Source organism: Catenovulum sp. SX2, assembly GCF_052056295.1.
GTDB lineage: Bacteria > Pseudomonadota > Gammaproteobacteria > Enterobacterales > Alteromonadaceae > Catenovulum.
Genome location: NZ_CP182493.1, coordinates 1,765,873 through 1,789,650, shown reverse-complemented (window position 1 = coordinate 1,789,650; position 23,778 = coordinate 1,765,873). Strand labels below are relative to the sequence as shown.

The 23,778-nt window shown below is 40.9% G+C and carries 19 protein-coding genes; 11 read left to right on the top strand and 8 right to left on the bottom strand.

Going from position 1 to position 23,778, the window contains the following annotated elements; all coding sequences use genetic code 11:
• Nucleotides 1-14: 14 nt before the first annotated feature.
• Nucleotides 15-701 carry an alpha/beta hydrolase gene (locus ACMZOO_RS07500; RefSeq protein ID WP_440906068.1) on the top strand — a complete coding sequence of 229 codons (687 nt, stop codon included), beginning with the start codon at nucleotides 15-17 and terminating at the stop codon, nucleotides 699-701.
• On the opposite strand, the gene dtd is transcribed toward ACMZOO_RS07500, so the two are convergent.
• The 3 genes from dtd to ACMZOO_RS07485 form a co-directional block, all read right to left on the bottom strand.
• A complete protein-coding gene (dtd, locus tag ACMZOO_RS07495; RefSeq protein WP_440906067.1) occupies nucleotides 698-1,135 on the bottom strand; it encodes a D-aminoacyl-tRNA deacylase in 438 nt (145 codons plus the stop codon). The genes ACMZOO_RS07500 and dtd overlap by 4 nt on opposite strands.
• A 160-nt stretch (nucleotides 1,136-1,295) precedes the next feature.
• Nucleotides 1,296-2,267 (bottom strand): prolyl aminopeptidase, encoded by a 972-nt coding sequence (gene pip, locus ACMZOO_RS07490; protein ID WP_440906066.1) that lies wholly within the window; start codon nucleotides 2,265-2,267, stop codon nucleotides 1,296-1,298.
• A gap of 30 nt (nucleotides 2,268-2,297) precedes the next feature.
• Complete coding sequence (locus ACMZOO_RS07485) at nucleotides 2,298-3,125, bottom strand: YihY family inner membrane protein (protein ID WP_440906065.1); 828 nt, start codon at nucleotides 3,123-3,125, stop codon at nucleotides 2,298-2,300.
• A 114-nt stretch (nucleotides 3,126-3,239) separates the two neighbouring features.
• Between ACMZOO_RS07485 and ACMZOO_RS07480 the strand changes: the two genes are divergently transcribed.
• The 6 genes from ACMZOO_RS07480 to ACMZOO_RS07455 all read left to right on the top strand — a co-directional run bounded on the left by ACMZOO_RS07480 (nucleotide 3,240) and on the right by ACMZOO_RS07455 (nucleotide 12,941).
• Nucleotides 3,240-5,267 (top strand): FAD-dependent oxidoreductase, encoded by a 2,028-nt coding sequence (locus tag ACMZOO_RS07480; RefSeq protein WP_440906064.1) that lies wholly within the window; start codon nucleotides 3,240-3,242, stop codon nucleotides 5,265-5,267.
• Between the two features lie 927 nt (nucleotides 5,268-6,194).
• Nucleotides 6,195-8,360: a DNA helicase II gene (gene uvrD, locus ACMZOO_RS07475; protein ID WP_440906063.1), complete on the top strand. Its 2,166-nt coding sequence runs from the start codon at nucleotides 6,195-6,197 to the stop codon at nucleotides 8,358-8,360.
• 8 nt (nucleotides 8,361-8,368) lie between these two features.
• Nucleotides 8,369-9,619, top strand: a complete 1,251-nt coding sequence (locus ACMZOO_RS07470; protein ID WP_440906062.1) for a diguanylate cyclase — start codon at nucleotides 8,369-8,371, stop codon at nucleotides 9,617-9,619.
• Nucleotides 9,620-9,631: 12 nt separating this feature from the next.
• The gene (locus ACMZOO_RS07465) at nucleotides 9,632-10,882 is read left to right on the top strand and encodes a GGDEF domain-containing response regulator (RefSeq protein ID WP_440906061.1); all 1,251 of its coding nucleotides are present in this window, start codon (nucleotides 9,632-9,634) and stop codon (nucleotides 10,880-10,882) included.
• Between the two features lie 304 nt (nucleotides 10,883-11,186).
• Entirely contained in the window at nucleotides 11,187-12,392 is a 1,206-nt protein-coding gene (locus ACMZOO_RS07460; protein WP_440906060.1) for a sugar efflux transporter, read from the top strand.
• Between the two features lie 36 nt (nucleotides 12,393-12,428).
• Nucleotides 12,429-12,941, top strand: coding sequence for a phosphatase domain-containing putative toxin (locus ACMZOO_RS07455; RefSeq protein WP_440906059.1), 513 nt, complete (start codon nucleotides 12,429-12,431; stop codon nucleotides 12,939-12,941).
• A gap of 187 nt (nucleotides 12,942-13,128) precedes the next feature.
• Here the strand turns inward: ACMZOO_RS07455 and gpsA are convergent, their stop codons facing one another.
• From gpsA to ACMZOO_RS07435, 4 genes are read right to left on the bottom strand one after another with little or no spacing between them, the layout of a single operon-like run.
• Complete coding sequence (gene gpsA / locus ACMZOO_RS07450; RefSeq protein ID WP_440906058.1) at nucleotides 13,129-14,136, bottom strand: NAD(P)H-dependent glycerol-3-phosphate dehydrogenase; 1,008 nt, start codon at nucleotides 14,134-14,136, stop codon at nucleotides 13,129-13,131.
• Nucleotide 14,137: 1 nt separating this feature from the next.
• The gene (gene secB / locus ACMZOO_RS07445; protein WP_016956217.1) at nucleotides 14,138-14,647 is read right to left on the bottom strand and encodes a protein-export chaperone SecB; all 510 of its coding nucleotides are present in this window, start codon (nucleotides 14,645-14,647) and stop codon (nucleotides 14,138-14,140) included.
• 20 nt (nucleotides 14,648-14,667) lie between these two features.
• Nucleotides 14,668-14,922, bottom strand: coding sequence for a glutaredoxin 3 (gene grxC, locus ACMZOO_RS07440; protein ID WP_026016823.1), 255 nt, complete (start codon nucleotides 14,920-14,922; stop codon nucleotides 14,668-14,670).
• A gap of 6 nt (nucleotides 14,923-14,928) precedes the next feature.
• Nucleotides 14,929-15,357 carry a rhodanese-like domain-containing protein gene (locus ACMZOO_RS07435; RefSeq protein WP_016956219.1) on the bottom strand — a complete coding sequence of 143 codons (429 nt, stop codon included), beginning with the start codon at nucleotides 15,355-15,357 and terminating at the stop codon, nucleotides 14,929-14,931.
• 311 nt (nucleotides 15,358-15,668) lie between these two features.
• Between ACMZOO_RS07435 and gpmM the strand changes: the two genes are divergently transcribed.
• From gpmM to ACMZOO_RS07415, 4 genes are all read left to right on the top strand, one after another.
• The gene (gene gpmM / locus ACMZOO_RS07430; RefSeq protein WP_440906057.1) at nucleotides 15,669-17,216 is read left to right on the top strand and encodes a 2,3-bisphosphoglycerate-independent phosphoglycerate mutase; all 1,548 of its coding nucleotides are present in this window, start codon (nucleotides 15,669-15,671) and stop codon (nucleotides 17,214-17,216) included.
• 73 nt (nucleotides 17,217-17,289) lie between these two features.
• Nucleotides 17,290-18,408 (top strand): murein hydrolase activator EnvC family protein, encoded by a 1,119-nt coding sequence (locus ACMZOO_RS07425; protein ID WP_440906056.1) that lies wholly within the window; start codon nucleotides 17,290-17,292, stop codon nucleotides 18,406-18,408.
• Nucleotides 18,409-18,631: 223 nt separating this feature from the next.
• The gene (locus tag ACMZOO_RS07420) at nucleotides 18,632-20,983 is read left to right on the top strand and encodes a Tex family protein (protein WP_440906055.1); all 2,352 of its coding nucleotides are present in this window, start codon (nucleotides 18,632-18,634) and stop codon (nucleotides 20,981-20,983) included.
• 218 nt (nucleotides 20,984-21,201) lie between these two features.
• Nucleotides 21,202-23,310 carry a TonB-dependent receptor gene (locus ACMZOO_RS07415; RefSeq protein WP_440906054.1) on the top strand — a complete coding sequence of 703 codons (2,109 nt, stop codon included), beginning with the start codon at nucleotides 21,202-21,204 and terminating at the stop codon, nucleotides 23,308-23,310.
• 144 nt (nucleotides 23,311-23,454) lie between these two features.
• Here ACMZOO_RS07415 and ACMZOO_RS07410 read toward each other — a convergent pair whose 3' ends face one another.
• Complete coding sequence (locus ACMZOO_RS07410) at nucleotides 23,455-23,664, bottom strand: cold-shock protein (protein ID WP_440906053.1); 210 nt, start codon at nucleotides 23,662-23,664, stop codon at nucleotides 23,455-23,457.
• Between the last annotated feature and the right edge of the window lie 114 nt (nucleotides 23,665-23,778).

Genomic DNA, 23,778 nt, shown 5'->3' with positions numbered 1-23,778 from the left:
ACAACGGAGATTTTATGACTGAGCAGCTCTCGTACATTGATGTAAACCCACAAGGGGAAGTTAAATCATTAGTTGTATGGATGCATGGATTAGGTGACTCGGGTCATGGATTTGCCCCACTAGTGCCTGAGTTAAAACTTCCTGCAGAATTAGGCATACGTTTTGTATTTCCACACGCACCCGTTAGACCAATTACCATCAACAATGGCCTGCCTATGCGTGGTTGGTACGACATAGTTTCGTTTGATATGAATAACAGAGCGGATGAAAAAGGTGTATTAGAATCGGCTGCACAATTGCAGGCACTAATAGACGCTGAGTTAAGCAAAAATGATTTAACCCATGAAAACTTAGTGATTGCTGGTTTTTCTCAGGGTGGTGTCATGGCTTACCAACTAGGTTGTCGCCAGCCTGCTGCGCCTGCTGGCATTTTATCTTTGTCTGCTTATTTGTCTCGTGCGGATAAGTTAGCCTGTGAAGCAACTGATGCTGCCAAAGCCGCACCTGTGTTGGCTATGCATGGCTTACAGGATGAAATTATTCCAGTACAGCTGGGTAGACAGTCTGCCGATATGGTTAAACAAGCCGGTTTTAACGTTGAATGGCAAGACTACCCAATGCAGCACAATGTCTGTGCTGAACAAATTGGTGCTATTTCAAAATGGTTGCAAGCTGTCCTCACGGCTAAATCACCAGCCTAAATTTCTAGCCTAAAGGTCATAGGCCCATCATTTATTAGGCTGACTTTCATGTCAGCCTGAAATTGCCCTGTTTGCACCTTTATCCCTTGAGCCTCAACTTGGCTCGCAAAATACAAATACAACTGATTGGCTAATTCTGGTGTTGCTGCATTGGAAAAGCTTGGGCGCATGCCTTTTTTGGTATCTGCCGCTAGGGTAAATTGTGATACTACTAAAATTTCGCCGCCGACATCTTTAACACTTAAATTGGTTTTACCATTTTCATCTTCAAATATTCGATAACCAGCAACACGCTCAGCTAAGCGTTTAGCTTTGGTTTCGTCATCGCCTTTTTCAACGCCAAGTAATACTAAAATACCTTGGTTGATGTTGGATATAATTTGGTTGTTAACTGTTACGCTAGCTTGGCTAACTCTTTGTAATAATGCGATCATTTGGGGTTAACTCATGTATTGCGACAGCGTTGGACTGATAATTTTCACAAAGACGCTGTAAATACATCCTTGTACGCTTCGCTTTTTCATCCCTGAAAAAGAGACTTTGCTCTAAATTATCACACCAACACTGTCAGGTATTTTTGTCGTTGGAACTATCTTAGTTAGTGTTTTCTTGTAAAAAACGTGCAATTTTATTTGCAGCGTTTAAAAATGCTTCGGCCATAAAAGGTTCACCTAAAGAGTGACCTGAGTTTGGCACTATATATAGGCGGCTATTTTGCCATTTTTCAGCTAATTGCCAAGCTTGGCTGACATCACAAACCGCATCGTATCTACCATGAATGATAGTCACTGGGATATCTTGTAATTTATCTATGTTGTTGAGAATTTGATTCTCTGCAATAAAACTGGCTTGGGTAAAATAATGGCACTCCATCAGCGCCATTGTCATATTGGCGTGAATATCATCGGTATTTTCGCGCGATTCCAAATGATGTAAGACAGATATCCTGTTTTCCCAATTACACCAATGTTTAGCTGCGGCTATTTGGCTAAATTGATTGTTGCTCGTAAGCTGCGCCAAATAACTTGCCGCTAATTGTTGGTGAGTTATCTGTTCATCATCTGCTAAATTGGCTGCGCGAATAAACTCTTGATTATAATCCGGAAATAAACGCGCAGCGCCTGTTGGTTCGTACAACCATTGTAAATCTTGTTCACGCGCTAAAAATATTCCACGCAATAACATAGCGCTGATTTGTTCTGGGTGTTTTTGGGCGTAGAGCAAAGCCAAAGTTGTGCCCCAACTACCGCCTGCTAACACCATTTTTTTGATTTCCAGTTGTTGGCATATCAACTCAATGTCGGATAACAAATGTGCTGTGGTATTGTTTTCTAACGACAAACTTGGGGTCGATTGGCCACATCCGCGTTGATCAAATAAGATAATGCGGTAAAAGTTAGGGTCGAAAAAACGTCGGAAAAACGCACTACTGCTACCGCCCGGCCCACCATGACAATAGAGCACAGGGTAACCTCTCGGATTGCCCGATTCTTCCACATAAATATTATGGCCATCACCTGTGTCTAATTGGTAAGTTTGATTTGGCTGAATATCTGGGTAAAGCATGGGTCAGTTATCCTGTTAATTGATTCAATATTAGGCGCTTCTAAATTCATCTAACACGCAAGTAAATTCAGCACCGAGCAATACCACTAGCCAGTTAAAGTACACCCAAACACAAAATATTGGAATGGCTGCCAATGAGCCATAAATAAACTGGTAGGTTGGAAAGGCGCTGATATACCAACTGAAGATGTACTTACATATTTCAAATAATATCGCAGTAATACCTGCGCCTACCATAGCAACTTGGCTACTGGGTGCTTTGGCTGGCACTAAACGGTATAACAATAAAAAATATAAAAATGAGAAAACCAGCGGAATACCCGCGTTGAGCATATTGCCCGGAAACCAACTAGCAACTTGTTGGATCCATTCATTGGCTAAAAAGGCGCTGGTGGCGAGTAAACTTATGCCTATTAACACTGGGCCTAAAATAATCACCATTAAATAAATAATTAAATCTTGCCAGAACGGACGTTTTTTATTGGTAACAAATATGCGGTTAAGCTCTTTATCTATATTTTTCAGTAGCATAACTGCAATAACAAAAAGCGCAGCTGTGCTTAACCCCGTTGCATTGCCTAAATTGCCGATAAATTTAACTAGGTGTTTTTGGACCTCGGCGCTGGCTTCTGGCACAAAATGATGGAGTAAATAACTTTCAATACTGGTTTGCGCCTGTTCAAAAATACCAAAGGTGCTCATTACACTCATGATCACAGTGACAAAAGGCACAAAACTCAACAGGGTCACAAAAGCTAAATTACCGGAAATAATACTGACTTCATCTTGCTGGCATTTTTTTAAATATCGAATAATAAAAGCTTTTAACGTGCCAAAAATTGACGGGGTTTCTTCCATGGAAATTCTCTAAACAAAGTGTATACGGAAAAGAACAACAGCTCGAAGGCAACATAACACACTTGCTTGTGCTATAACTATACCCAAGCTAAAAATAACAACTAGGCGCTTATTATGACTCAGTTTCCGCAATTATTTCAGCCACTCACGCTTAAACACCACAGGTTAAAAAACCGCATTATTATGGGCTCAATGCACACTAATTTGGAAGAGTCGCCACAGGGTTTTGCAGCATTAGCTGAGTTTTATCGGCATAGGGTGGAAAATGACGTCGCACTTATTGTTACTGGCGGTATATCACCTAACGCCTCTGGGGTATTAGCACCAAAACAAGCGATGATGACAAGCCAAGCGGATGTTGAGCAGCACAAACAAATTACCCAAGTTGTGCACAATGCAGGTGGCAAAATTTGCATGCAATTATTACATGCGGGGCGTTATGGTTTTCATCCTGACGTAGTTGCTCCCTCTGCTATTCAAGCGCCGATTAGTCCATTTAAACCTAAAGAACTGACAGATACAGAAATTGAACAACAGATTACTGATTTTATTAACGCTGCTGTGTTGGCTGACCAAGCGGGTTATGACGGTGTCGAAATTATGGGCTCGGAAGGTTATTTAATTAATCAGTTTATTGCCAAGCGTACCAACCATAGGTCGGATACTTGGGGCGGTAGCCTTGAAAATCGTTGTCGCTTTGCGCTTAAAATTGTTCAAGGTATCCGCGCTAAGTTAGGTGATAAATTTTTAATTTTGTTCAGATTGTCTGTGCTTGATTTAGTTGAGCAGGGTAGTGATAAAACGGAAGTTTTACAACTGGCTAAATGGTTGGAAGATGCCGGAGTGGATATTATTAACACTGGCATAGGTTGGCATGAAGCGCGAGTGCCAACCATAGCCGCTATGGTGCCAAATGCCGTTTTTAGCCAAGCGAGCCAGTTAATTAAACAGCAAGTAGATATTCCCGTGGTAGCGGTTAACCGCATTAATATGCCCGATACGGCAGAACAAATACTGCAAGACGGCCATGCTGATTTAATCTCAATGGCGCGCCCCTTTTTAGCCGACAGTGCTTGGGTGAAAAAAGCGCAAAGTGGCAAAGTGGATGAAATTAATACCTGCATTGCCTGTAACCAAGCTTGTTTAGACAAAGTATTTTTAGGCCAAACCGCCAGCTGTTTAGTTAACCCTGTTGCTTGCCGTGAAACTGAACTTAAATTTAACCCAGCCGCTGTTGTTAAGAATATTGCTGTGATTGGCGCGGGTGTCGCTGGTATGGCGGCGGCAGTGTATTGTGCGATGCGTGGACATCAAGTGAGCTTATTTGAAAAGCGCAGTGAAATTGGTGGTCAGGTTAACTTTGCGAAAAATATTCCGGGCAAAAGTGAATTCGCACAACTGCTGCGATATTTTAAAACCATGTTGGCTAAACATGCAGTGGACATTCGTCTGAATATTGAAGTTGAGTCCGACGATTTAGCCAACTTTGATGAAGTGATAGTTGCCTCTGGTGTGCAACCTAGATATCCAAATATTGCTGGCTTAGATGATTTTATTGGCACTAAAGTATTTGACTATCAGCAAGTGTTATCCGGCAATGTGAGCCTAATGGGAGCTACTGCAATTATCGGCGCTGGTGGCATTGGTGTAGATATGGCGGTGTTTTTAACTGAGCAGCTGAGTTTGGAGGATAACAGCGGCAAGAGTGATGCCGAGCTTTATTGTCAGCAATGGGGCATAGATCTTACCCTTGAACATCAAGCTGGTTTAAGGAAACCTCATGTTAGTGCAAATTCAGATATTTATTTATTGCAGCGCAAAGCTGAAGCTATTGGTAAAAACTTAGCGAAAACCACAGGGTGGATCCATAAAGCGCATTTGCAGCAGCATAAGGTGCATATGTTGTCGGGTGTTAGTTATCAAGAAATTAATCAGCAAGGTTTAGTCATCGAACATGATGGGCAAACTAGGTTGCTTGAGGTGAATAATATTGTGATTTGTAGCGGCCAGGAGTCGGTTATTCCGTCATGGATTGTGCAGTTAAAACAGAAAGTACATTTTATTGGTGGTGCGGCCAAAGCGGCGGAGTTAGATGCCGAAAGAGCGATTTATCAAGCAGCGAAAATAGCGAATGTTATTTGAGTTTGGGTGTTAATCGCTGCACATTTGGTGGCATTCAAGCCCATTCGAAGCATAATTTTATAAAAACGCTGTTCGCCAGTCCATGGCCGCTCCCAAAAGATATCCCTATCTTTTGAAGTTTTATAAAATTAGCATTCGAATCAGCTTTTGATTGAACTTGTGAGTTGCTGGTGCATTTATCGCAGCTCGGTCGTCTGTGGTAATCAAGCCCACTCGAAGCATAAATTTATAAAAACGCTGTTCGCCAATTCATGGCCGCTCCCAAAAGATATCCCTATCTATTGAAGTTTTATAAAATTAGCATTCGAATCGGCTTTCGACCGTGCTTATGAGTTGCTGTCGGATTTATCGCTGCTAGATTTGTGGTAAAAAAGCCCGTTTCAAGCATGATTTTCAAAAAACGCGGTAAACCCATCCATGGGCGCTCTGCTTTATCATCCCTGATAAAGAAGTTTTTGAAAACCAGCATTCAAACAGGCTTTAGTCTGACATCGGTGGTGCTGTTGGGGTTGCCGCTGCTTGTTTGGTGTATTCAAGCCCATTCGAATTGGCTTTTGATTGGGCAGGTGAGTTGCTGGTGGATGTGTCGCCGTTTGGTGGTATTAAATCTAATTTGAAGGATGCTTTTCAAAAAGTTCAGTTCTCCATTTTTCGCAAAATATTCGACGTCACCAGACAAGGTTTGAACGCCGAGCGACTTCGATGTTAAAGCTAGTGAATGGGTGGGTTGCGAACAAAACTTCATAAGATAGGGATATCTTATGCGAGCGACACAAGGATGTGCTTGAAGCGTTTTTGTGAGTAACTCCCCATTTGCTCGCTTGAATATAGTGCACCATGCTACCAGCGCCAACGAATCCAAACTTGGGAACTGTCCGTTTATCCAGTATACTGCGCGCAGTTATAAAAAATGCGAAGGTCGAATGCATGGATATTCATGGTTTAATTGATGGGTTAAATGACAAACAGCGCGAGGCAGTTGCCGCGCCACAACAATCAATGCTGTTACTTGCAGGTGCTGGTAGTGGTAAAACACGTGTGCTGGTGCAACGTATCGCTTGGTTGATACAAGCAGAAAACATCTCCCCCCATTCAATTTTAGCGGTAACTTTTACCAACAAAGCGGCGGCAGAAATGCGCCACAGGGTAGAAGATTTATTGCAAACCTCAGTGCAAAGCATGTGGATAGGCACATTTCATGGATTAGCTCACCGTATGTTGCGATTGCATTATGCCGATGCTGGTTTGCCAGAAGGTTTTCAAATACTCGATGCCGACGACCAATTGCGCCTGATAAAACGCGTAGTACGTGCACTCGATTTAGACGAAAAAAAATGGCCACCAAAACAAGCCATGTGGTACATCAATGGGCAAAAAGACGAAGGTTTGCGTCCACACCACATAGAAACTTGGGGCAACCAACAAGACGAAGTCTGGAAACGCATTTACCAAGCTTATCAAGAAACCTGTGACCGATCTGGCCTAGTCGATTTTGCTGAGCTATTACTACGTGCACACGAATTATGGCTAAAACATCCGCATTTATTGCGTCACTATCAACAAAGATTTAAACACGTTTTAGTTGACGAATTTCAAGATACCAACAGCATTCAATATGCCTGGTTACGTTTATTGGCCGACGCCGACAACTTTATCAGTATAGTCGGTGATGATGACCAATCTATCTACGGTTGGCGTGGTGCTAAAGTTGAAAACATCCAACGCTTTTTAGACGATTTTCCCGATGCACATATGATCCGCCTAGAACAAAACTATCGTTCCAGCGGGACAATTTTGAAAGCCGCCAATGCGGTTATTGCCCACAATTCTGGTCGTTTAGGCAAAAACTTGTGGACTCAAGCAGGTGATGGCGAAGCAATCAAACTTTATTCTGCTTTTAACGAACTCGATGAAGCTCGTTTTATTGTTGGCCGTATCAAAGAGTGGTTAGAGCAAGGCAATGCGTTAAAAGACAGTGCCATTTTATACCGTAGTAATGCGCAATCGCGAGTGTTAGAAGAAGCGTTGATTGTTGAAAATATACCGTACCGAATTTATGGCGGTTTACGTTTCTTCGAGCGCCAAGAAATTAAAGATGCGTTGGCATATATGCGTTTGTTAAACAATCGCCAAGATGATGCAGCGTTTGAGCGTATTATCAACACACCAACGCGTGGTATAGGTGAAAAATCTCTACAACAAATTCGTCAATATGCGCGTGAACACCAACAAACTATGTGGCAAGCGTCTGAAAATTTGGTGTCGGCAAAGTTACTGACAGGTCGCGCGGCCAATTCAGTTAGTAGTTTTGTGAATAAAATAAATGAACTAGAGCATGAAATTGAAGACTTAGTTTTGTATCGTCAGTGTGATGTAGTGATTAAATCTTCTGGTTTACATTTTATGTATCAATCAGAAAAAGGCGAAAAAGCGCAAGCACGTATCGAAAACTTAGAGGAGTTAGTTACGGCTTGCCGCCAGTTTGAAAATACCGAGCCTGAGTTATCAGATTTAAGCGCGTTTTTATCGCACGCAGCGCTAGAATCAGGCGAAAACCAAGCTGAGCGTAATCAAGATGCAGTGCAAATGATGACCTTGCACAGTGCTAAGGGGTTGGAGTTTCCACTGGTGTTTATTGGTGGCGTGGAAGAAGGCATGTTTCCAAGTTTACAAACCACAGAAGAATCAGGCCGCATGGAAGAAGAACGAAGATTATGTTATGTCGGCATGACAAGGGCAAAACAGCAGCTATATTTAACTTATGCAGAATCGCGCCGAATATATGGTAAAGACCAATATCATGCACCAAGCCGTTTTATTCGGGAAATACCGGCAGATTGTGTCAGTGAAATTAGGTTAAACAACCAAATAAGTCGCCCAGCGGCAGTTGGCAGGTTTAGCGCCAGCGTAGTTGAAGATAGTTTTAGCCAAACCGGATTGCAATTAGGTCAAAGAGTTATGCATGCAAAATTCGGAGAAGGGACTATTCTTAATTACGAAGGCAGTGGACAAAATAGTCGGGTACAAGTGAACTTCGACCAAGTAGGCAGTAAATGGTTGGTGGTGGCTTTTGCGCGCTTAGAAATTATCTGAGGTAAAAGTTGGAACAGTATAAGCTGTTAATCGTTGAGGATAGTCGGCCAATATCAACATTGGTCGAATATGTCGCCAAAGAAGCTGGATATCAAACTGTTATCGTTGAAACGCTCGCTGAGTGCCAACAAGCGTTAGCGCAAGAAGACAATTTCTATTTAGCTTCGGTGGATTACAGCTTACCAGACGGGCCTGACGGCGAAGCAATAGATGAAGTTATAAAAAATGGTATTCCAGCCATTGTGATGACGGGCCACTTAGATAGCGAAATTCGCGATCATATCCTCAGCAAAGCCGTTTCCGATTATATCCCCAAAGAAAGCTCCGAAGCATTTTCTTATTTGTCTAAACAATTAAATCGTTTTAAACACAACCCCAATTTTAAAGTGTTAGTGGTTGATGATTCAGAGGCAACCCGCAGTTATATTCGGAGTTTGCTTGAACGCAATTTATTTGATGTGGTTGAAGCGGCCGATGGGCAGCAAGGGCTTGAACAACTAGCACAACACCCTGACATTAAATTAATTATTACTGACTATGAAATGCCGATCATGAATGGTGTGCGTTTTGTTAGTGAAGTGCGCAAAAGCAAACCTAAAGAAGCAGTGTGTATTATTGGCTTGTCGGGTGGTGGTGCATCTTCCTTGTCTGCGCGATTTATTCAAAATGGCGCAAACGATTTTTTACAAAAACCCTTCTGTTTAGAGGAGTTTTATTGCCGTATTCACCAAAGCATTGAACATTTGGAGCATATGGTAAAACTTAAGCAGTTAGCTGACTTAGACTCGATGACGGGATTATTTAACCGCTATGCTTTTTTCACCCAAGCAAATCAACAGCTAGTTAGCCAAGGTGATAATGAATATGCTGTGGCAATTTTAGATATAGATCACTTCAAACGTGTTAATGATGAGTTGGGTCATGATATGGGTGACCAAGTTATTAAAGATCTGGCGCATACTTTGCGAGAAGAATTTGCGCAAGAAACCCTATGCCGCATGGGAGGAGAAGAGTTTGTTATCTTGTTTAAAGATGGTAATCAGCAAACCCATAGCCATTTATTAAACGCCTTTCGAGAAGAGATTAGTGAACATGCTGTAGCATGTGGGGATGCTGAGACACATTACACTATTAGTATTGGTTACATTTCAGGCCAACATTCGATAGATCAAATGATCCAATTTGCCGATGAAGCGCTTTATCAGAGCAAAGAAGAGGGCCGCAACCGATTAACCATATATTCAGCAGCGCATGCGTAAATAGGATTCAGCATGAACAATAGAGTTTTAATAGTTGAAGATCATAGAACGACAGCTGATATTTTAACCAAAATTGCGCAAAAGCTTGGTTTTGAAGTAGATGTTATGCACAGTATGGCCGAGCTAACAGCAGCGCTTGTTGAATTTAAAGACTACTTTTGTGCCTGTGTTGATTTCCATTTACCTGACGCTCATAACGGCGAAGCGATTGATCAAACGGTTGCGGCAAAAATTCCAACCTTTGTTTTAACCGGTCGATTAGACGAACAAGTACGTAAAAAGGTAATGGCGAAAGCGGTTGTCGATTTTATCTTAAAAGAAACCGTGCACTCGTTTGATTACGTTGGAAAATTACTTACACGATTAAAACGTAATATGCAGGTGAGTATATTAGTGGTTGATGACTCACTATCTGTACGTAAATATCTACGTACCTTATTAGAGCGACAAAACTTTACTGTAATAGAAGCAGTAGACGGCGAAGATGCGTTAGAGCGGTTAAAAGCACATCCTCAAATTAAAGTCGTGATCACTGATTACGAAATGCCGAAGATGTCGGGCGTGGAACTTACATCAAAAATTAGACGGAAAAACCCACACGAGAAGATAGCCATTTTAGCTATTTCCAGCAGTAACAATGCGATGTTAACCGCGCGCTTCTTAAAAAATGGTGCTAATGATGCGTTGAATAAGCCTTTTGATGCAGAAGAATTTTATACACGAATTTTCAGAAACTTAGAATACATAGAGCAAGTAGAAGAAATTGAATTTGCTGCTAATCATGATTTTTTGACCAAGATAAAGAACCGCAGGTGTTTTTTTGAATTATCCAACCAAGCGTTAAAAACAGCGAGTAAACCGAGCGCTTTAGCTTTACTTGATTTAGACCATTTTAAAGCGATTAATGATACTTATGGACATGAAGCCGGTGATATTGTTTTGGTTCAAGCCGCACAACGTATGATGGCACATTTTAAAGATGGCATAGTTGCTCGATTGGGTGGTGAGGAGTTCTGTGTATTATTGCCGGAAACGTCGATTGATGAAGCACTTGGGCGCTTTGAATTTTTATGCCATCACTTCGAAAGTTTTGAATTTAAAGTATTAACTCAAGTGCTCAATGTCACCACTAGTATTGGTTTAGTTGAGGTTGATAAACAAACTTTGTCTGTTGCACTAAAACAAGCTGACGAAGCTTTATATGCAGCTAAAGGCAACGGTCGAAATCAAGTTGTCCAATATCAAAATAGTAATACTGATTAACCTCAGCTACGCATAATCAAAATTGCCCAATATGTCTATTTTTCCATCTCTCTGCGTTATTTTTACTACTAATAGCCAGCTATTAGATACATAAAAATGCCTTGATAGATGAAAAACTATCCGTATTGGACCGTAAAGATAAACGAGTAAGTATCACTGCGCATAAATTTACTTCAACTCTGCTTATGCATAGCTAAGGTTAATACACTTGTAAGCTAGTTTTTAATCCTTATAATACCGCCTCTTTTTTGAGCAGTTGCAAGCTGCTTAGTTTGTTGTGGTTATTCTTTTAAGGTGTAGTTAGTTGTTACCTGCTGTTAAAACGTCCCCTCGGTTATTTATTGTTTTAAGTATATTAACCGGTCTAGTTGGTTCATTTGTTAATCCGCTAATGAGCTTGTTTTTAGTACAAGATTTAAATGCTCAGCCTATCTATATTGGTTTGTATACTGTCAGTGTTACTTTGTCGGGTTTAGCAATTAGCCAGTGGTTAGGGCAAAAAGCTGATGCTGGTTTAAGTGCGCGTAAAATGTATATTTTTGCAGTATTGGCTATGGCGATTGGTTTAGCTATTTATGCTAATGTGTCTTCTTTTTGGTTAGTGTTGTTGGCTGGTGTTGCTTTTGTCGCCGTTGGTAATGCAGCTATTCCACAAATGTTAACCATATCGCGCCAGTGGGCAAATCAAGCTGATAAAGTGGACGTGGGACAATTTAACGCGAATTTGCGCGCGGCTATTTCCTTTGCTTGGATTGCAGGCCCTGCAATTGGTTTTGCTTTGGCCTCGGCGTTTGGTTTTTTTGCATCATTTTATATGGCGGCTATTTGTGCTGTTGTCGCAGCTATTTTTGCGTACAAATTTATTCCAGATATCTCTAAATCCAATCAAAATAATGAAGTTGAAAAACCACAAGCTGTAGGATTGGCTTTTTGGTTGCTCGGTATTTCAGTCACTTTAGGATCGGTTGCAAACATCCTCTATTCGTCGTCTATGCCTTTATATGTTATTCGAGAGTTAGGCTTTGCTGAATATACCCCTGGGGTGTTTATGGGTTTAGTTGCTTGTTTAGAAATTCCAGTGATGCTCTATTCAAGTAAGTTAGCTAAATCTATTGGTAAAACCCGCCTGATTGCGATTGCTTATCTATTTGCAATGACCTTTTACATCGGTGTTTATTTTGCCGAGCACGTTTGGCAATTCATAGGTTTGCAATTTATTAATGCTATTTTTTATGGTTTGTTTGCTGGTCTATCGTTAACGTTATTGCAAGAAGAACTACCACAGCGCATTGGTTTTACCTCAGCGTTTTACTCCAATGCAATAAAAGTTGGCATGATGTTGGGGTCAACTCTAACTGGTTTTATCGGCCAGTTTTATACCTTTAGAAATGCCAATTTAGCAGCAACTGTTGCGATATTCTCTGCTTTGTTGTGTTTGTTGGCCTATGTTTGGTTAAAACAAAAAAATGCTATTCAGCCTAATTTGACTTTAACCTCGCAGGCTGGTTAATTTAGCGCAATATTTTGTGTAAGGACTAATTGAATTATGACACATCCTACTTTTCCACTCGCTCTAAATGAGCAAGGCGCAGCTATTATTATCACCCCATGCCCAGGTACTAAAGGTTTGCCACTGGCTGAATCAATCGCGCAATTAAAAGCCGAAGGCGCCAGTGCTGTATTAACTTTTATGCAGCAATACGAATTAGAAAAAAATGATGTCACTGCAATTAAAGATTTGTGTGAGCAACACGATATTTTGTGGTTTCACCTGCCAATTCACGATGACCAAGCTCCAGAAGAGGCATTTCAATCTGCTTGGAAGCAAGCAAGAGAAACTGTGCATAAGTTATTAGACGACAACAAAAAAATTGCTGTGCATTGCAAAGGTGGCACAGGCCGCACTGGTTTAGTATCAGCACAAATACTGTTAGAACGAGGTTGGTCATTAGCGGACGCAAGTGTGGCAATTAAAGCACTTAGACCTAATAGTTTAACGCTACCACCACATGTGGCGTATTTGACTGAGTTGGAGAAGTCGCTGTTAGGCAGTAAGTAATGATTGATTTACAGTACTAGAGCGATAATTTAGAGCAAAGTCTCTCTTTCAGGGGCGAATCAGAAACGAAGCACCGCTTCGCAGTCTGATGAGGTGGAGTCAAGGAAGACGACAGGGCTTAAACTTCAAGGATGAATAGTCTCTGTCGTACTATAAATTATGCTCTAGTGCTTTGTTGAAACCTAAGTTACTCAAACTTCTGTTCGCGCCCTAACAAAGCTAATGCACCTTCTTTTGGCGCTTTGCCTTGGTATAACACTTGATAAATTTGATCAACAATTGGCATTTCAACCTGCATACGTTGCGCTAACATATACACTTCTTTGGTGTTGCGATAGCCTTCAACCACTTGACCAATATCTGACATGGCTTGTTCAACCGATTTGCCTTGACCTAACGCTAAACCAAAACGACGGTTGCGCGATTGGTTATCAGTACAGGTTAATACTAAGTCGCCTAAACCTGCCATACCCATAAAGGTTTCTGGTTTTGCGCCTAGTGCTTCACCTAAACGACACAACTCAGTTAAACCACGGGTAATTAATGCAGTACGTGCATTTGCGCCAAAACCAATACCATCCGCCATACCGGCGCCGATAGCAATTACGTTTTTAACCGCACCGCCTAGTTGTACACCAATAAAGTCGTTATTTTTATACACTCGAAAACGTTTTTCACAGTGCATTAAATCAGACAAGGTTTGAATAAAATCAGCATCGGTTGATGATACTGAAATTGCAGTTGGCATACCGGCTGCCATTTCTTTGGCAAAGGTTGGGCCGCTGACAACAGCTAAGGTACGAGATTCGCCTAACTGTTCACGCGCAACATCTTGCAATAATCGGCCTGTTTCTGGCTCTAAACCTTTAGTCGCCCAAGCAATAGAACTGTCGCTGCGCAAATGCGGTTTTATTTGTGCGAGCGCTTCGCCAAAAGCATGGCTTGGCACTACCAATAAAATATTACGGCTGTTTTGCACCACATGAGCTAAATCTGCCTGTGGGGTTAAAGCTTGTGGTAATGGCAAACCGGGTAAATATCGGCTGTTTTCCCTGCTTTGTTGCATAGCGGTAATTTGTGCTTCATCACGACCCCACAGGGCTGTTTTATGGCCATTACGTGCTATACAAATGGCTAATGCAGTGCCGTACGAGCCAGCACCGATTACACCAATATCAAATAAAGGTTCGCTCATATTAAGAATCTAGTTTTTGGTTTGACTCTTGGTTTTCTTGAGCTTGTTGCGCAACTTGCTGCATGTAGCTAGCAAATAAAGCATCAAAGTTTACAGGTGCTAAGTTAAGCGGAGGGAAAGTACCACGGTTAACTAAGTTTGAAATTGCTTCACGTGCATAAGGGAATAAAATACCCGGACACATAGAACCAATAGTGTGCGCCATTTGTTGTGGTGGTAAGTTAGCAATAGCGAAAATACCCGCTTGTTCAACTTCTACTAGAAACGCAGTTTTGTCTTCAATTTTAGCTGTTACTGTAATTGATAAAACAACTTCGTAAGTGTCACCGTCAAGCTTTTTACTTTTTGTATCTATGTCCATTTGTACATCTGGTTTCCACTGAATAGTGAAAATTTCAGGTGAATTTGGTGTTTCAAATGAAATGTTTTTCGCAAAAATACGTTGAATTGCGAATTGCGGTGCGTTTTCACCTGCAGCTTGTTGGTTGTTTTCTGGAGTTTGTTCTGACATGACAATACCTTTGTTTTAAATTATGCGTTGAGCAAATTATCTAGTTCACCGTCGTATTCTGCGTCGAATAAATCGTCGCATCCACCGACATGATGCTCATTTATAAAAATCTGTGGCACAGTTGAGCGTCCGCTCAGTTGGATCATTTCATCGCGTTTTTCAGGTTGTTGATCTATGTCAATTTCATTAAACGCAACGCCTTTTTGTGTCAGGAGCATTTTGGCTCTTCTACAAAACGGACACCAACTTTTGCTATATACGGTTACTGTAGCCATTTTAAATTAACCTTTTGCGACAGGTAAGTTCGCATTTAACCAAGCATTCATACCACCTTCAAGTAAGTTTACTTTTGGATAACCTGCTTGGCATAGTTGAGTTGCAACTTTTGCCGCACTCAAACCTGCGGTACAAACAACAATAATGGGTTTATCTTTGTTTTTTTCAAGGGCTGGATTGTTACCACCGTCAATTTTATCACTGGTAATGTTCAATGCGCCGGCGATATGGCCTTTGCTAAATTCAGCAGCCGGACGAATATCCACTATAGCTGCGTCTTCGCGGTTGACCAATAAGGTAAGCTGTTGAGTATTCACGCGGGCATAAGGTGCAAATTTAGCTTGAACTAAAGTGTAAACAACCGCGAAAAATAATACGAACCAAGCACCTGTCATAATTGGGTGATTGGCAAAAAATTGAATGTATTCTTGCATTAAAAAGACCTATGAATGTTTTTACTGCGGCAGATTATAGCCTTATCGCTTAACTAAACCAATACAATCGCTTTTTGCAATTAGCGGAATTATCTAATTTGGGTAATCTAAAGCTATGAGACTAGGCTCAAGGCAGTCATTATACCTTGCATTGCGTTATATTTGTTTGCAGCAGCCTAGATATGCGACAATAACAACTAATTATCCGCGATATAAACCAGAACTGTATGATTTAATCGGATTGTCATTGGTTTGTAGAGCAATTCTTAGTAAAATTTGCACAAATACTAATACGACTACAGGTAAACAGCATGACTACTGCGAAAAAACCATTAGTGTTAATCATTATGGATGGTTGGGGTTACAGCGAAAACCCTAAAGACAACGCGATTATGGCCGCGAACACGCCAAATTTAGATAAATTGTGGAAAGAGTATCCAAGCACATTAATTTCTGGCTCAGGCATGGACGTAGGTTTACCTGACGGACAAATGGGTAACAGTGAAGTAGGTCACGTAAACTTAGGTGCTGGCCGTATTGTTTATCAAGATTTCACTCGTATCACCAAAGATATTGCCGATGGCGAATTCCAAAACAATGCTGCTTTAGTTAAAGCAGTAGACAGTGCTAAAGACGCTGGTAAAGCTGTGCACATTATGGGCTTAGCTTCACCAGGCGGTGTACATAGCCATAACGATCACATTAAAGCTATGGTAGATATGGCGGTTGCTCGTGGTGCGGAGCAAGTTTATGTTCACGCATTTTTAGATGGTCGTGATACACCACCACGTAGTGCTGAAAACCCATTAGCAGAGTTAGAGGCACAATTAGCTGCAACAGGTAAAGGCCGTGTGGCGAGCATTATTGGTCGTTATTTTGCGTTAGATCGTGATAAGCGTTGGGATCGTGTACAAGCTTGTTATGAGTTATTAACTGAAGGCAAAGCAGAATACACAGCAACTTCTGCCGTTGACGGTTTAAAAGCTGCTTACGAGCGTGACGAAAATGATGAGTTTGTAAAAGCAACTGCAATTGTTGATGCAAATGGCCAAGCTGCAACCATCAATGATGGCGACGCGATTATTTTTATGAACTTCCGTGCTGACCGTGCGCGTGAAATTACTCGTGCATTTGTCGACACTGATTTTGACGGTTTTGCCCGTGCAAAAGTACCAGCATATAGTGATTTTGTTATGTTGACTCAATACGCAGCTGACATTCAAGCAAGCTGTGCTTATCCACCATCAGACCTTGTTAATGTAATGGGGGAGTGGTTAGAAAAACATGGCAAAACTCAGTTACGTATTTCTGAAACTGAAAAATATGCGCATGTTACTTTCTTCTACAGCGGTGGCCGTGAAGACGAATTCCAAGGCGAAAAACGCGTATTAATTCCGTCTCCACAAGTGGCAACTTATGATCTTCAACCTGAAATGAACTCAGTGTTATTAACCGATAAATTAGTTGAAGCGATTGAAAGCCAAGAATTTGATGCAATTATTTGTAACTATCCAAACGGTGACATGGTTGGTCATACAGGTGTATTTGAAGCCGCTGTTAAAGCCTGTGAAGCGGTAGACGCTGCAATTGGCCGTGTTACTGAAGCTTTAGCAAAAGTAGGTGGTGAGTGTTTAATCACTGCTGACCATGGTAATGCAGAGCAAATGGTTGACCCAATTACGGGACAAGCACATACAGCACATACCAGCGAGCCAGTACCATTTATCTATTTTGGCCGTAAAGCTGAATTAGCTAAAGCTAATGGTGTATTAAGTGACGTAGCGCCTACAATGCTTCACTTAATGGGTATGGAACAACCTGCAGAAATGACAGGTCAATCTATCTTTAAATTGGTTTAAGTTGAATCTGCTAAGGATTGCTAAACCAATACAAAATATCAACGGGGCAAACATTAAATTTGTTTGCCTTGTTGTGTTTTTTTTCCTGCAAACAATCTTATCTACCAAAGCATTTGCTGAATCAGATACTGAACAAACACAACGCAAACTAGAAAAAGTTCAGCAGCAAATTATTGATAAACAAAATAAGTTAGATAAAAGCCACTCAGAACTAAAACAAACTCAAAACAAACTAGCGCAAACAGATAAACAAATTGGTCAAGCAGCACGGGTTTTACGCCAAACCAAACAAGAATTAACCGCAACAGAAAAAGAGCTGAAAAAGCTCACTGCACGCCAACAAGAATTAGAACAACTCAAGCAGCAACAGCTAAAAGTATTAGAAAAACAACTGAATAGTGCTTACCACATAGGCCAACACGATTATTTAAAAGTATTGTTAAACCAAGATTCACCCGCCAAATTAGAGCGGGTGATCAGCTATTACCAATATTTAAACAAAGCACGCACCCAAGCGATTGAAGATTTAAAAACTACACTAGCTGAATTAGCACAAACGACTGAAATGCTTAATCAAAAACAACTTAGATTAGTTGAGCTAGTCGAAATTGAAGCACAGAAACAACAAGAATTAGTTAAATTAAAAGCGCAGCAACAACAGCAAATTGATGCATTGGCGCAATTGATAAAATCTGAATCAGCCGAAATTCAGCGTTTACGTGATAACGAAGCTGCGCTTGCTCAAGCATTAGAAGCTTTGGCTGAAGCAATTGACGAATTACCTCAGCAAGTTGAACTGAATGGTTTGCAAGATATTAAAGGCCGACTCTTGTGGCCAGCTAAAGGCAAAATACAAAATATCTATGGCAAACGTAAATCAGGCCAATTGCGCTGGAAAGGCATTAAAATTGACGCTGATTCGGGCGCAACAGTACACAATGTCCATGCTGGCCAAGTGATTTTCTCAGACTGGTTAAAAGGTTATGGTTTAGTCATAGTGGTTGAACATGGTAACGGTTATATGACCTTATATGGCCACAACCAAGCGCTACTAAAAGATGTGGGTGAAATTGTTCAGTCCGGTGAGCCTATCGCTTTGGTTGGCCAATCAGGCGGACAAACTAAACCAAGCTTGTATTTTGAAGTGCGCTATCAAGGTCAGCCGCTAGATCCTATGGATTGGTGTAATTAATCTATTTCTTTACCACTTGTTTCAATTTCAAAACCTTCAATATTCTTTTGCAACCGAACAAACTTCATTCTATTTGCGTACTTTGCTTGTGGTGATTAATTTGGTCTGCTATAAAATCACGCATATTTTGAAGAGCCCGCCGTTTAGTGTTTACATCGGAAAATTCAGCGGGTAGAGAGCTAAAAACACGCAGTAACATTAATGTGTGCACACAGGACAACAAATGACAGATATTTTAAAGATTATCGCTGGCGAGTTAGCGGTACAGCCAACTCAGGTAATTTCTGCGGTTAAATTATTAGATGAAGGCGCAACCGTACCTTTTATTGCACGTTACCGTAAAGAAGTAACAGGTGGATTAGATGACACCCAATTGCGCAACTTAGAAAATCGTTTGGGTTATTTACGTGAATTAACTGAGCGTCGCCAAGTAATTCTCAAGAATATTGAAGAACAAGGCAAACTAACGCCAGAGCTTGCTAAGTCAATTGAACAAGCACAAAGTAAAACCGATTTAGAAGAACTTTACTTACCTTACAAACCTAAACGCCGTACTAAAGGTCAAATTGCGATTGAAGCAGGTTTAGAGCCACTAGCCGATGCAATTATGGCTGATTTAGCGCAAGATCCTGAGCAATTAGCCCAAGCTTATATCAGTGCTGATAAAGGCATTGAAGACACCAAAGCGGCATTAGAAGGTGCGCGCTATATTTTAATGGAAAGGTTCGCAGTAGAAGCGCCATTATTAAAACGCATTCGCCAACATTTAACTGATAATGCGACCATTGAAGCTAAGTTAATTGATGGTAAAGAAAAAGAAGCAGCTAAGTTTTCAGATTACTTTGAATTTAGCGAAAGCATTAAAACTATTCCATCACACCGTGCATTAGCGATTTTCCGCGGGCGTAACGAAGGCTTTTTAACTTTAGCGTTAAATGCTGATCCTGAAAAAGACGACAATCAAACTGGTTCTATTGTTGAAGGCATGATTGCAGATTATTTAAATATTGAATGGCAAGGCCGTGCAGGTGAAACTTTCTTAAAACAAGTGATTAGCTGGACGTGGAAAGTTAAAGTATTAACTCATATGGAAACTGAGTTGTTTGCGGATGTGCGTGAACGTGCCGAAGCTGGGGCAATTTCAGTATTTGCGTCTAACTTAAAAGATTTATTAATGGCTGCGCCTGCTGGTGCTAAAGTGACTATGGGGCTAGATCCGGGTATTCGTACTGGGGTTAAAGTGGCGATTGTTGATCAAACTGGTAAGTTGTTAGACACAGCAACTGTATTCCCACATCCACCTCAAAATGCTTGGGATAAAAGTAAACGCACTTTAATCAACTTAATTAAAAAACATCAAGTTGAGCTTATTAGTATTGGTAATGGCACAGCTTCGCGTGAAACTGATAAGTTAGCGGCGGAAATTTTAAAAGAAGCAGCAGAAGTTAAGCTAAACAAGATTATGGTCAGCGAAGCGGGTGCTTCGGTTTATTCAGCTTCTGAAACTGCCGCAAATGAATTCCCTGATTTAGATGTAAGTTTACGTGGTGCTGTTTCTATTGCCCGTCGTCTACAAGATCCATTAGCTGAGCTGGTGAAAATAGAGCCGAAATCAATTGGTGTAGGCCAATATCAGCACGATGTGAATCAAAGTTCGTTAAGTAAATCACTAGATTCAGTGATTGAAGACTGTGTAAACGCAGTGGGTGTTGATTTAAACACAGCATCTGTACCGCTATTGTCAAAAGTGTCAGGTCTAACCAAAACCATGGCGCAAAATGTGGTTGAATTCAGAAATGAAAACGGTGGTTTTACCAACCGCAACCAATTGAAAAAAGTTGCACGTTTAGGGCCAAAAGCATTTGAACAATGTGCTGGTTTCTTAAAAATAGTGGGTGGTGACAACCCACTTGATGCATCAGCTGTTCACCCTGAAGCATATCCTGTGGTCGAAAAAATAGTTGCAGCAAATGATGAAGTTGTAACTAACTTAATCGCTAATAGCGACAAGTTACGCAAATTAAAAGCAGCTGACTACACGGACGACACTTTTGGTTTACCAACAGTACAAGACATCATCAAAGAGCTAGAAAAGCCTGGCCGTGACCCTCGTCCTGAGTTTAAAACTGCAACTTTTAAAGAGGGTGTTGAAACCATAGCAGACCTTAAAGAGGGTATGAAGTTAGAAGGTGTAGTAACCAATGTAACTAACTTTGGTGCCTTTGTTGATATTGGTGTGCATCAAGACGGTTTAGTGCATATTTCTGCAATGTCAGAAACTTTTATTGATGATCCGCGCAAAGTGGTAAAAGCCGGTGACATAGTCAAAGTTAAGGTGATTGAAGTAGACGCACCGCGTAAACGTATAGGTTTAACTATGCGTTTAAATGATGAAGTGCATGCTGCGCCGACTAAATCTGGCGGTAGTCAAAAACCTTCTGAGCGCAACAAAACTAATAACGGCGGCAACCGCAATAAAGGCCGTGGTCAACAAAGTTCATTTGGTGGCAATGCAGGCGGTGGTTTAATGAATAATGCTTTTGCAGAGGCTTTTGCTAAAGCTAAGAAGAAGTAATTTAGTTAAAAAACATCATTTTAAAGTATTACGCGCCCGAGTTTACCTTGTAAACTCGGGCGTTTTTTTACAAGAGTATACTGCTTAAAGCTTCTTAACCTCGATGGCAGAAATTTGCTGAATAATCTCTATACATCCTTTTTTGTAAACCTTAGTGAAAATAATTATCATTTGCTATATTGTGTTGTTTTATTCTGATGGGACAGTTAGGAAGCTATATGAAATTATTCTCAGTTGCTGTAGTGAGTTTGGCTATTTCAGCATCGCTACAAGCAAAACAAAATGAAATGGAAACTGTATTAGTTACGGGAAGCCGTATTGTTGAAAGCATTGATGAAGTGCCTGTATCAGTCACAGTGATCAGTAATCAAGACTTACAACAGCAAATGAAAGTATCTCCAGACATCCAAAACTTGTTGGCTATGTATGTACCTGGTATTAGTTCAGGTACTGGGACTTCAAGTAACTTCGGCCAAACCCTACGGGGTCGAGCTGCTTTAGTTATGATAGATGGGGTACCTCAATCAACGCCATTGAGAAACGGGGCCTTAGGTATAAAAACACTAGACCCAAATGTGATTGAACGAATAGAAATTATTCAAGGCGCAACGTCTATCTATGGCAATGGAGCGGCTGGCGGTATTATTAATTACATCACCAAAAAGCCAGGTGGTGATAAAGCAATTTCAGGAAATATAGATCTTTCAACACGTTTTAGTGCTGTTAAGTTAGAAGATTCAGTCGGTGGAAAAGTAGCTGCTTCTGTTTACGGTTCAGTTGATGCGTTTAGCTATGTTGCCAGTTTGAGTCATGAAGAAAATGGTGTATTACGAGATGCAGACGGTGATGCTTTAGGAACGCAATACGGTTTGTCTGAAGGTGTTTCAAAAAACTACTTTACTAAGCTAGCTTATGAATTTTCTACTGAGAAAAATTTAGCTATTACCTACAACTATTATGAATCACAACAAGATTCAGATTGGGTCGATGTAGTGGGGAATATCAGCAAAGGAGAAAAAACCTATGCTATTTACGACCCTTCAGGTAAACCACCGACAGCAGAGCCGCAAGGGCCTCGTGGTAATCACAATTTACAACTAAAATACCAAGACAACGCTGTATTCAAAAACACACAACTAGCTATAGATGCCTACATGCAGAAGATAGAGAATGTGTTTTTCTATTCGACTCGCTTGGGTAATCCAGATCTCGGAGTTGACGGTGGCCAATCTATGATCCGATCTGAAAAGAAAGGATTACGAGCCACATTCAATAGCTATTTCGACTTTGATCAAGTTGAACTGAATTTAATTTATGGTCTTGACGCACTGAATGATGTGACTTCTCAGCCTTTGGTTGACGGTCGTATGTGGGTGCCCGAAATGGATATGGGTAATCTAGCTGGTTTTATTCAAAGTAAATGGATAATTGCTGATGACTATATTTTAAAAGCGGGTATACGTCAGGAAGATATTAATATTTCAGTGGACGACTATGACACCTTAAAGTTGTGTACAAGTCCGACAGTGTGCTCTACCCCAATGTCTGTCGCTGGTGGAGATATTGACTTTGAGGCAACCACTTACAATATCGGTTTTCGTTATAATGCCTTCGACGCGTTTAATCCTTATTTAAGTTATTCGGAGGGGGCTGATGTACCGGATATAGGTGTGCTATTACGTTCAGCCACTGTTAATGATATATCTTTAATCCAAACCGAAGCGGCAATTGTTAAAAACTACGAAGTTGGTTTTGTTAGTAACATAGAACAATGGCGACTAGAATTTACCGCGTATCGAAGCGAATCGGATTTAGGATCTAGGAGTGTATTAAACCCTGACACTGGCATTTATATCACTCAAAGGGCACCACAAAAAGTTTGGGGTTACGAAGGGGTGGTAAATTATCGAGTGGATGACACGTTGAATTTTGCTGCGACGTTTGGTTATGTTGAAGGTAAACATACTGAATCAGACCTGTATATTGGAGGTCGCCAAATTGGTGCTCCAAAGGCTACGTTTGTTGCAAACTGGCGACCTACAGAGCAAGCTGCGTTGTCAGTAAGTTATTTGCATGTTGAAGATCGCGAACGTTTTGAACGAAATGACGAGGGTAACTTCACAGGAGATGAAGGGAATGTTAAAGGATATGACGTGGTTAATTTGAGTGGTAGCTATGATTTTGGTGACGTGTCAATTTTTGCGGGTGTTGAAAATCTATTTAACCAAGACTATTTCCCTGCTCGCGCTCAAGCGCTGACCTATACTGCATTTAATGTAAAAGGAATCGGCACCACAGTTAACCTAGGTGTAAAAGTTGCGTTTTAGTTAGTAGATAAAAACCTAGATGTTCAAGTCTGCAATGCCCATGTTTGTTCTATAAACTCGGGCGTTTGCCAACGCGAACAAAAAGTAGATACAAAAAAGGCAAGCCGCTGGCTTGCCTCTCTTTAAACATTTATTGGCTATTAATTAGATAGCAACAATGTTCTCAGCTTGTGGGCCTTTAGCGCCTTGAGTTACAGTGAACTCAACAGCTTGACCTTCAGCTAAAGTTTTGAAGCCTTCACCAGCAATTGCACTGAAGTGAGCAAATACGTCAGCACCAGACTCTTGAGCGATAAAACCAAAACCTTTCTCTTCGTTGAACCACTTAACGGTTCCTTTAACTTTATTAGACATAAACTATACCCTAGTTCTAAAAAAATGATGCCGTATATCGGCGGACTTAGCTTGTGGAGACATGAACTTAAAACTGCAGAACGAGGTATTTATTACGAATAAAACAGCGAAATG

Bases quoted from the DNA above. Each gene is read 5' to 3' on its own strand.
- ACMZOO_RS07500 (WP_440906068.1), top strand. From the start codon at position 15: ATGACTGAGCAGCTCTCGTACATTGATGTAAACCCACAAGGGGAAGTT.
- dtd (WP_440906067.1), bottom strand. From the start codon at position 1,135: ATGATCGCATTATTACAAAGAGTTAGCCAAGCTAGCGTAACAGTTAAC.
- pip (WP_440906066.1), bottom strand. From the start codon at position 2,267: ATGCTTTACCCAGATATTCAGCCAAATCAAACTTACCAATTAGACACA.
- ACMZOO_RS07485 (WP_440906065.1), bottom strand. From the start codon at position 3,125: ATGGAAGAAACCCCGTCAATTTTTGGCACGTTAAAAGCTTTTATTATT.
- ACMZOO_RS07480 (WP_440906064.1), top strand. From the start codon at position 3,240: ATGACTCAGTTTCCGCAATTATTTCAGCCACTCACGCTTAAACACCAC.
- uvrD (WP_440906063.1), top strand. From the start codon at position 6,195: ATGGATATTCATGGTTTAATTGATGGGTTAAATGACAAACAGCGCGAG.
- ACMZOO_RS07465 (WP_440906061.1), top strand. From the start codon at position 9,632: ATGAACAATAGAGTTTTAATAGTTGAAGATCATAGAACGACAGCTGAT.
- ACMZOO_RS07455 (WP_440906059.1), top strand. From the start codon at position 12,429: ATGACACATCCTACTTTTCCACTCGCTCTAAATGAGCAAGGCGCAGCT.
- gpsA (WP_440906058.1), bottom strand. From the start codon at position 14,136: ATGAGCGAACCTTTATTTGATATTGGTGTAATCGGTGCTGGCTCGTAC.
- secB (WP_016956217.1), bottom strand. From the start codon at position 14,647: ATGTCAGAACAAACTCCAGAAAACAACCAACAAGCTGCAGGTGAAAAC.
- grxC (WP_026016823.1), bottom strand. From the start codon at position 14,922: ATGGCTACAGTAACCGTATATAGCAAAAGTTGGTGTCCGTTTTGTAGA.
- ACMZOO_RS07435 (WP_016956219.1), bottom strand. From the start codon at position 15,357: ATGCAAGAATACATTCAATTTTTTGCCAATCACCCAATTATGACAGGT.
- gpmM (WP_440906057.1), top strand. From the start codon at position 15,669: ATGACTACTGCGAAAAAACCATTAGTGTTAATCATTATGGATGGTTGG.
- ACMZOO_RS07420 (WP_440906055.1), top strand. From the start codon at position 18,632: ATGACAGATATTTTAAAGATTATCGCTGGCGAGTTAGCGGTACAGCCA.
- ACMZOO_RS07415 (WP_440906054.1), top strand. From the start codon at position 21,202: ATGAAATTATTCTCAGTTGCTGTAGTGAGTTTGGCTATTTCAGCATCG.
- ACMZOO_RS07410 (WP_440906053.1), bottom strand. From the start codon at position 23,664: ATGTCTAATAAAGTTAAAGGAACCGTTAAGTGGTTCAACGAAGAGAAA.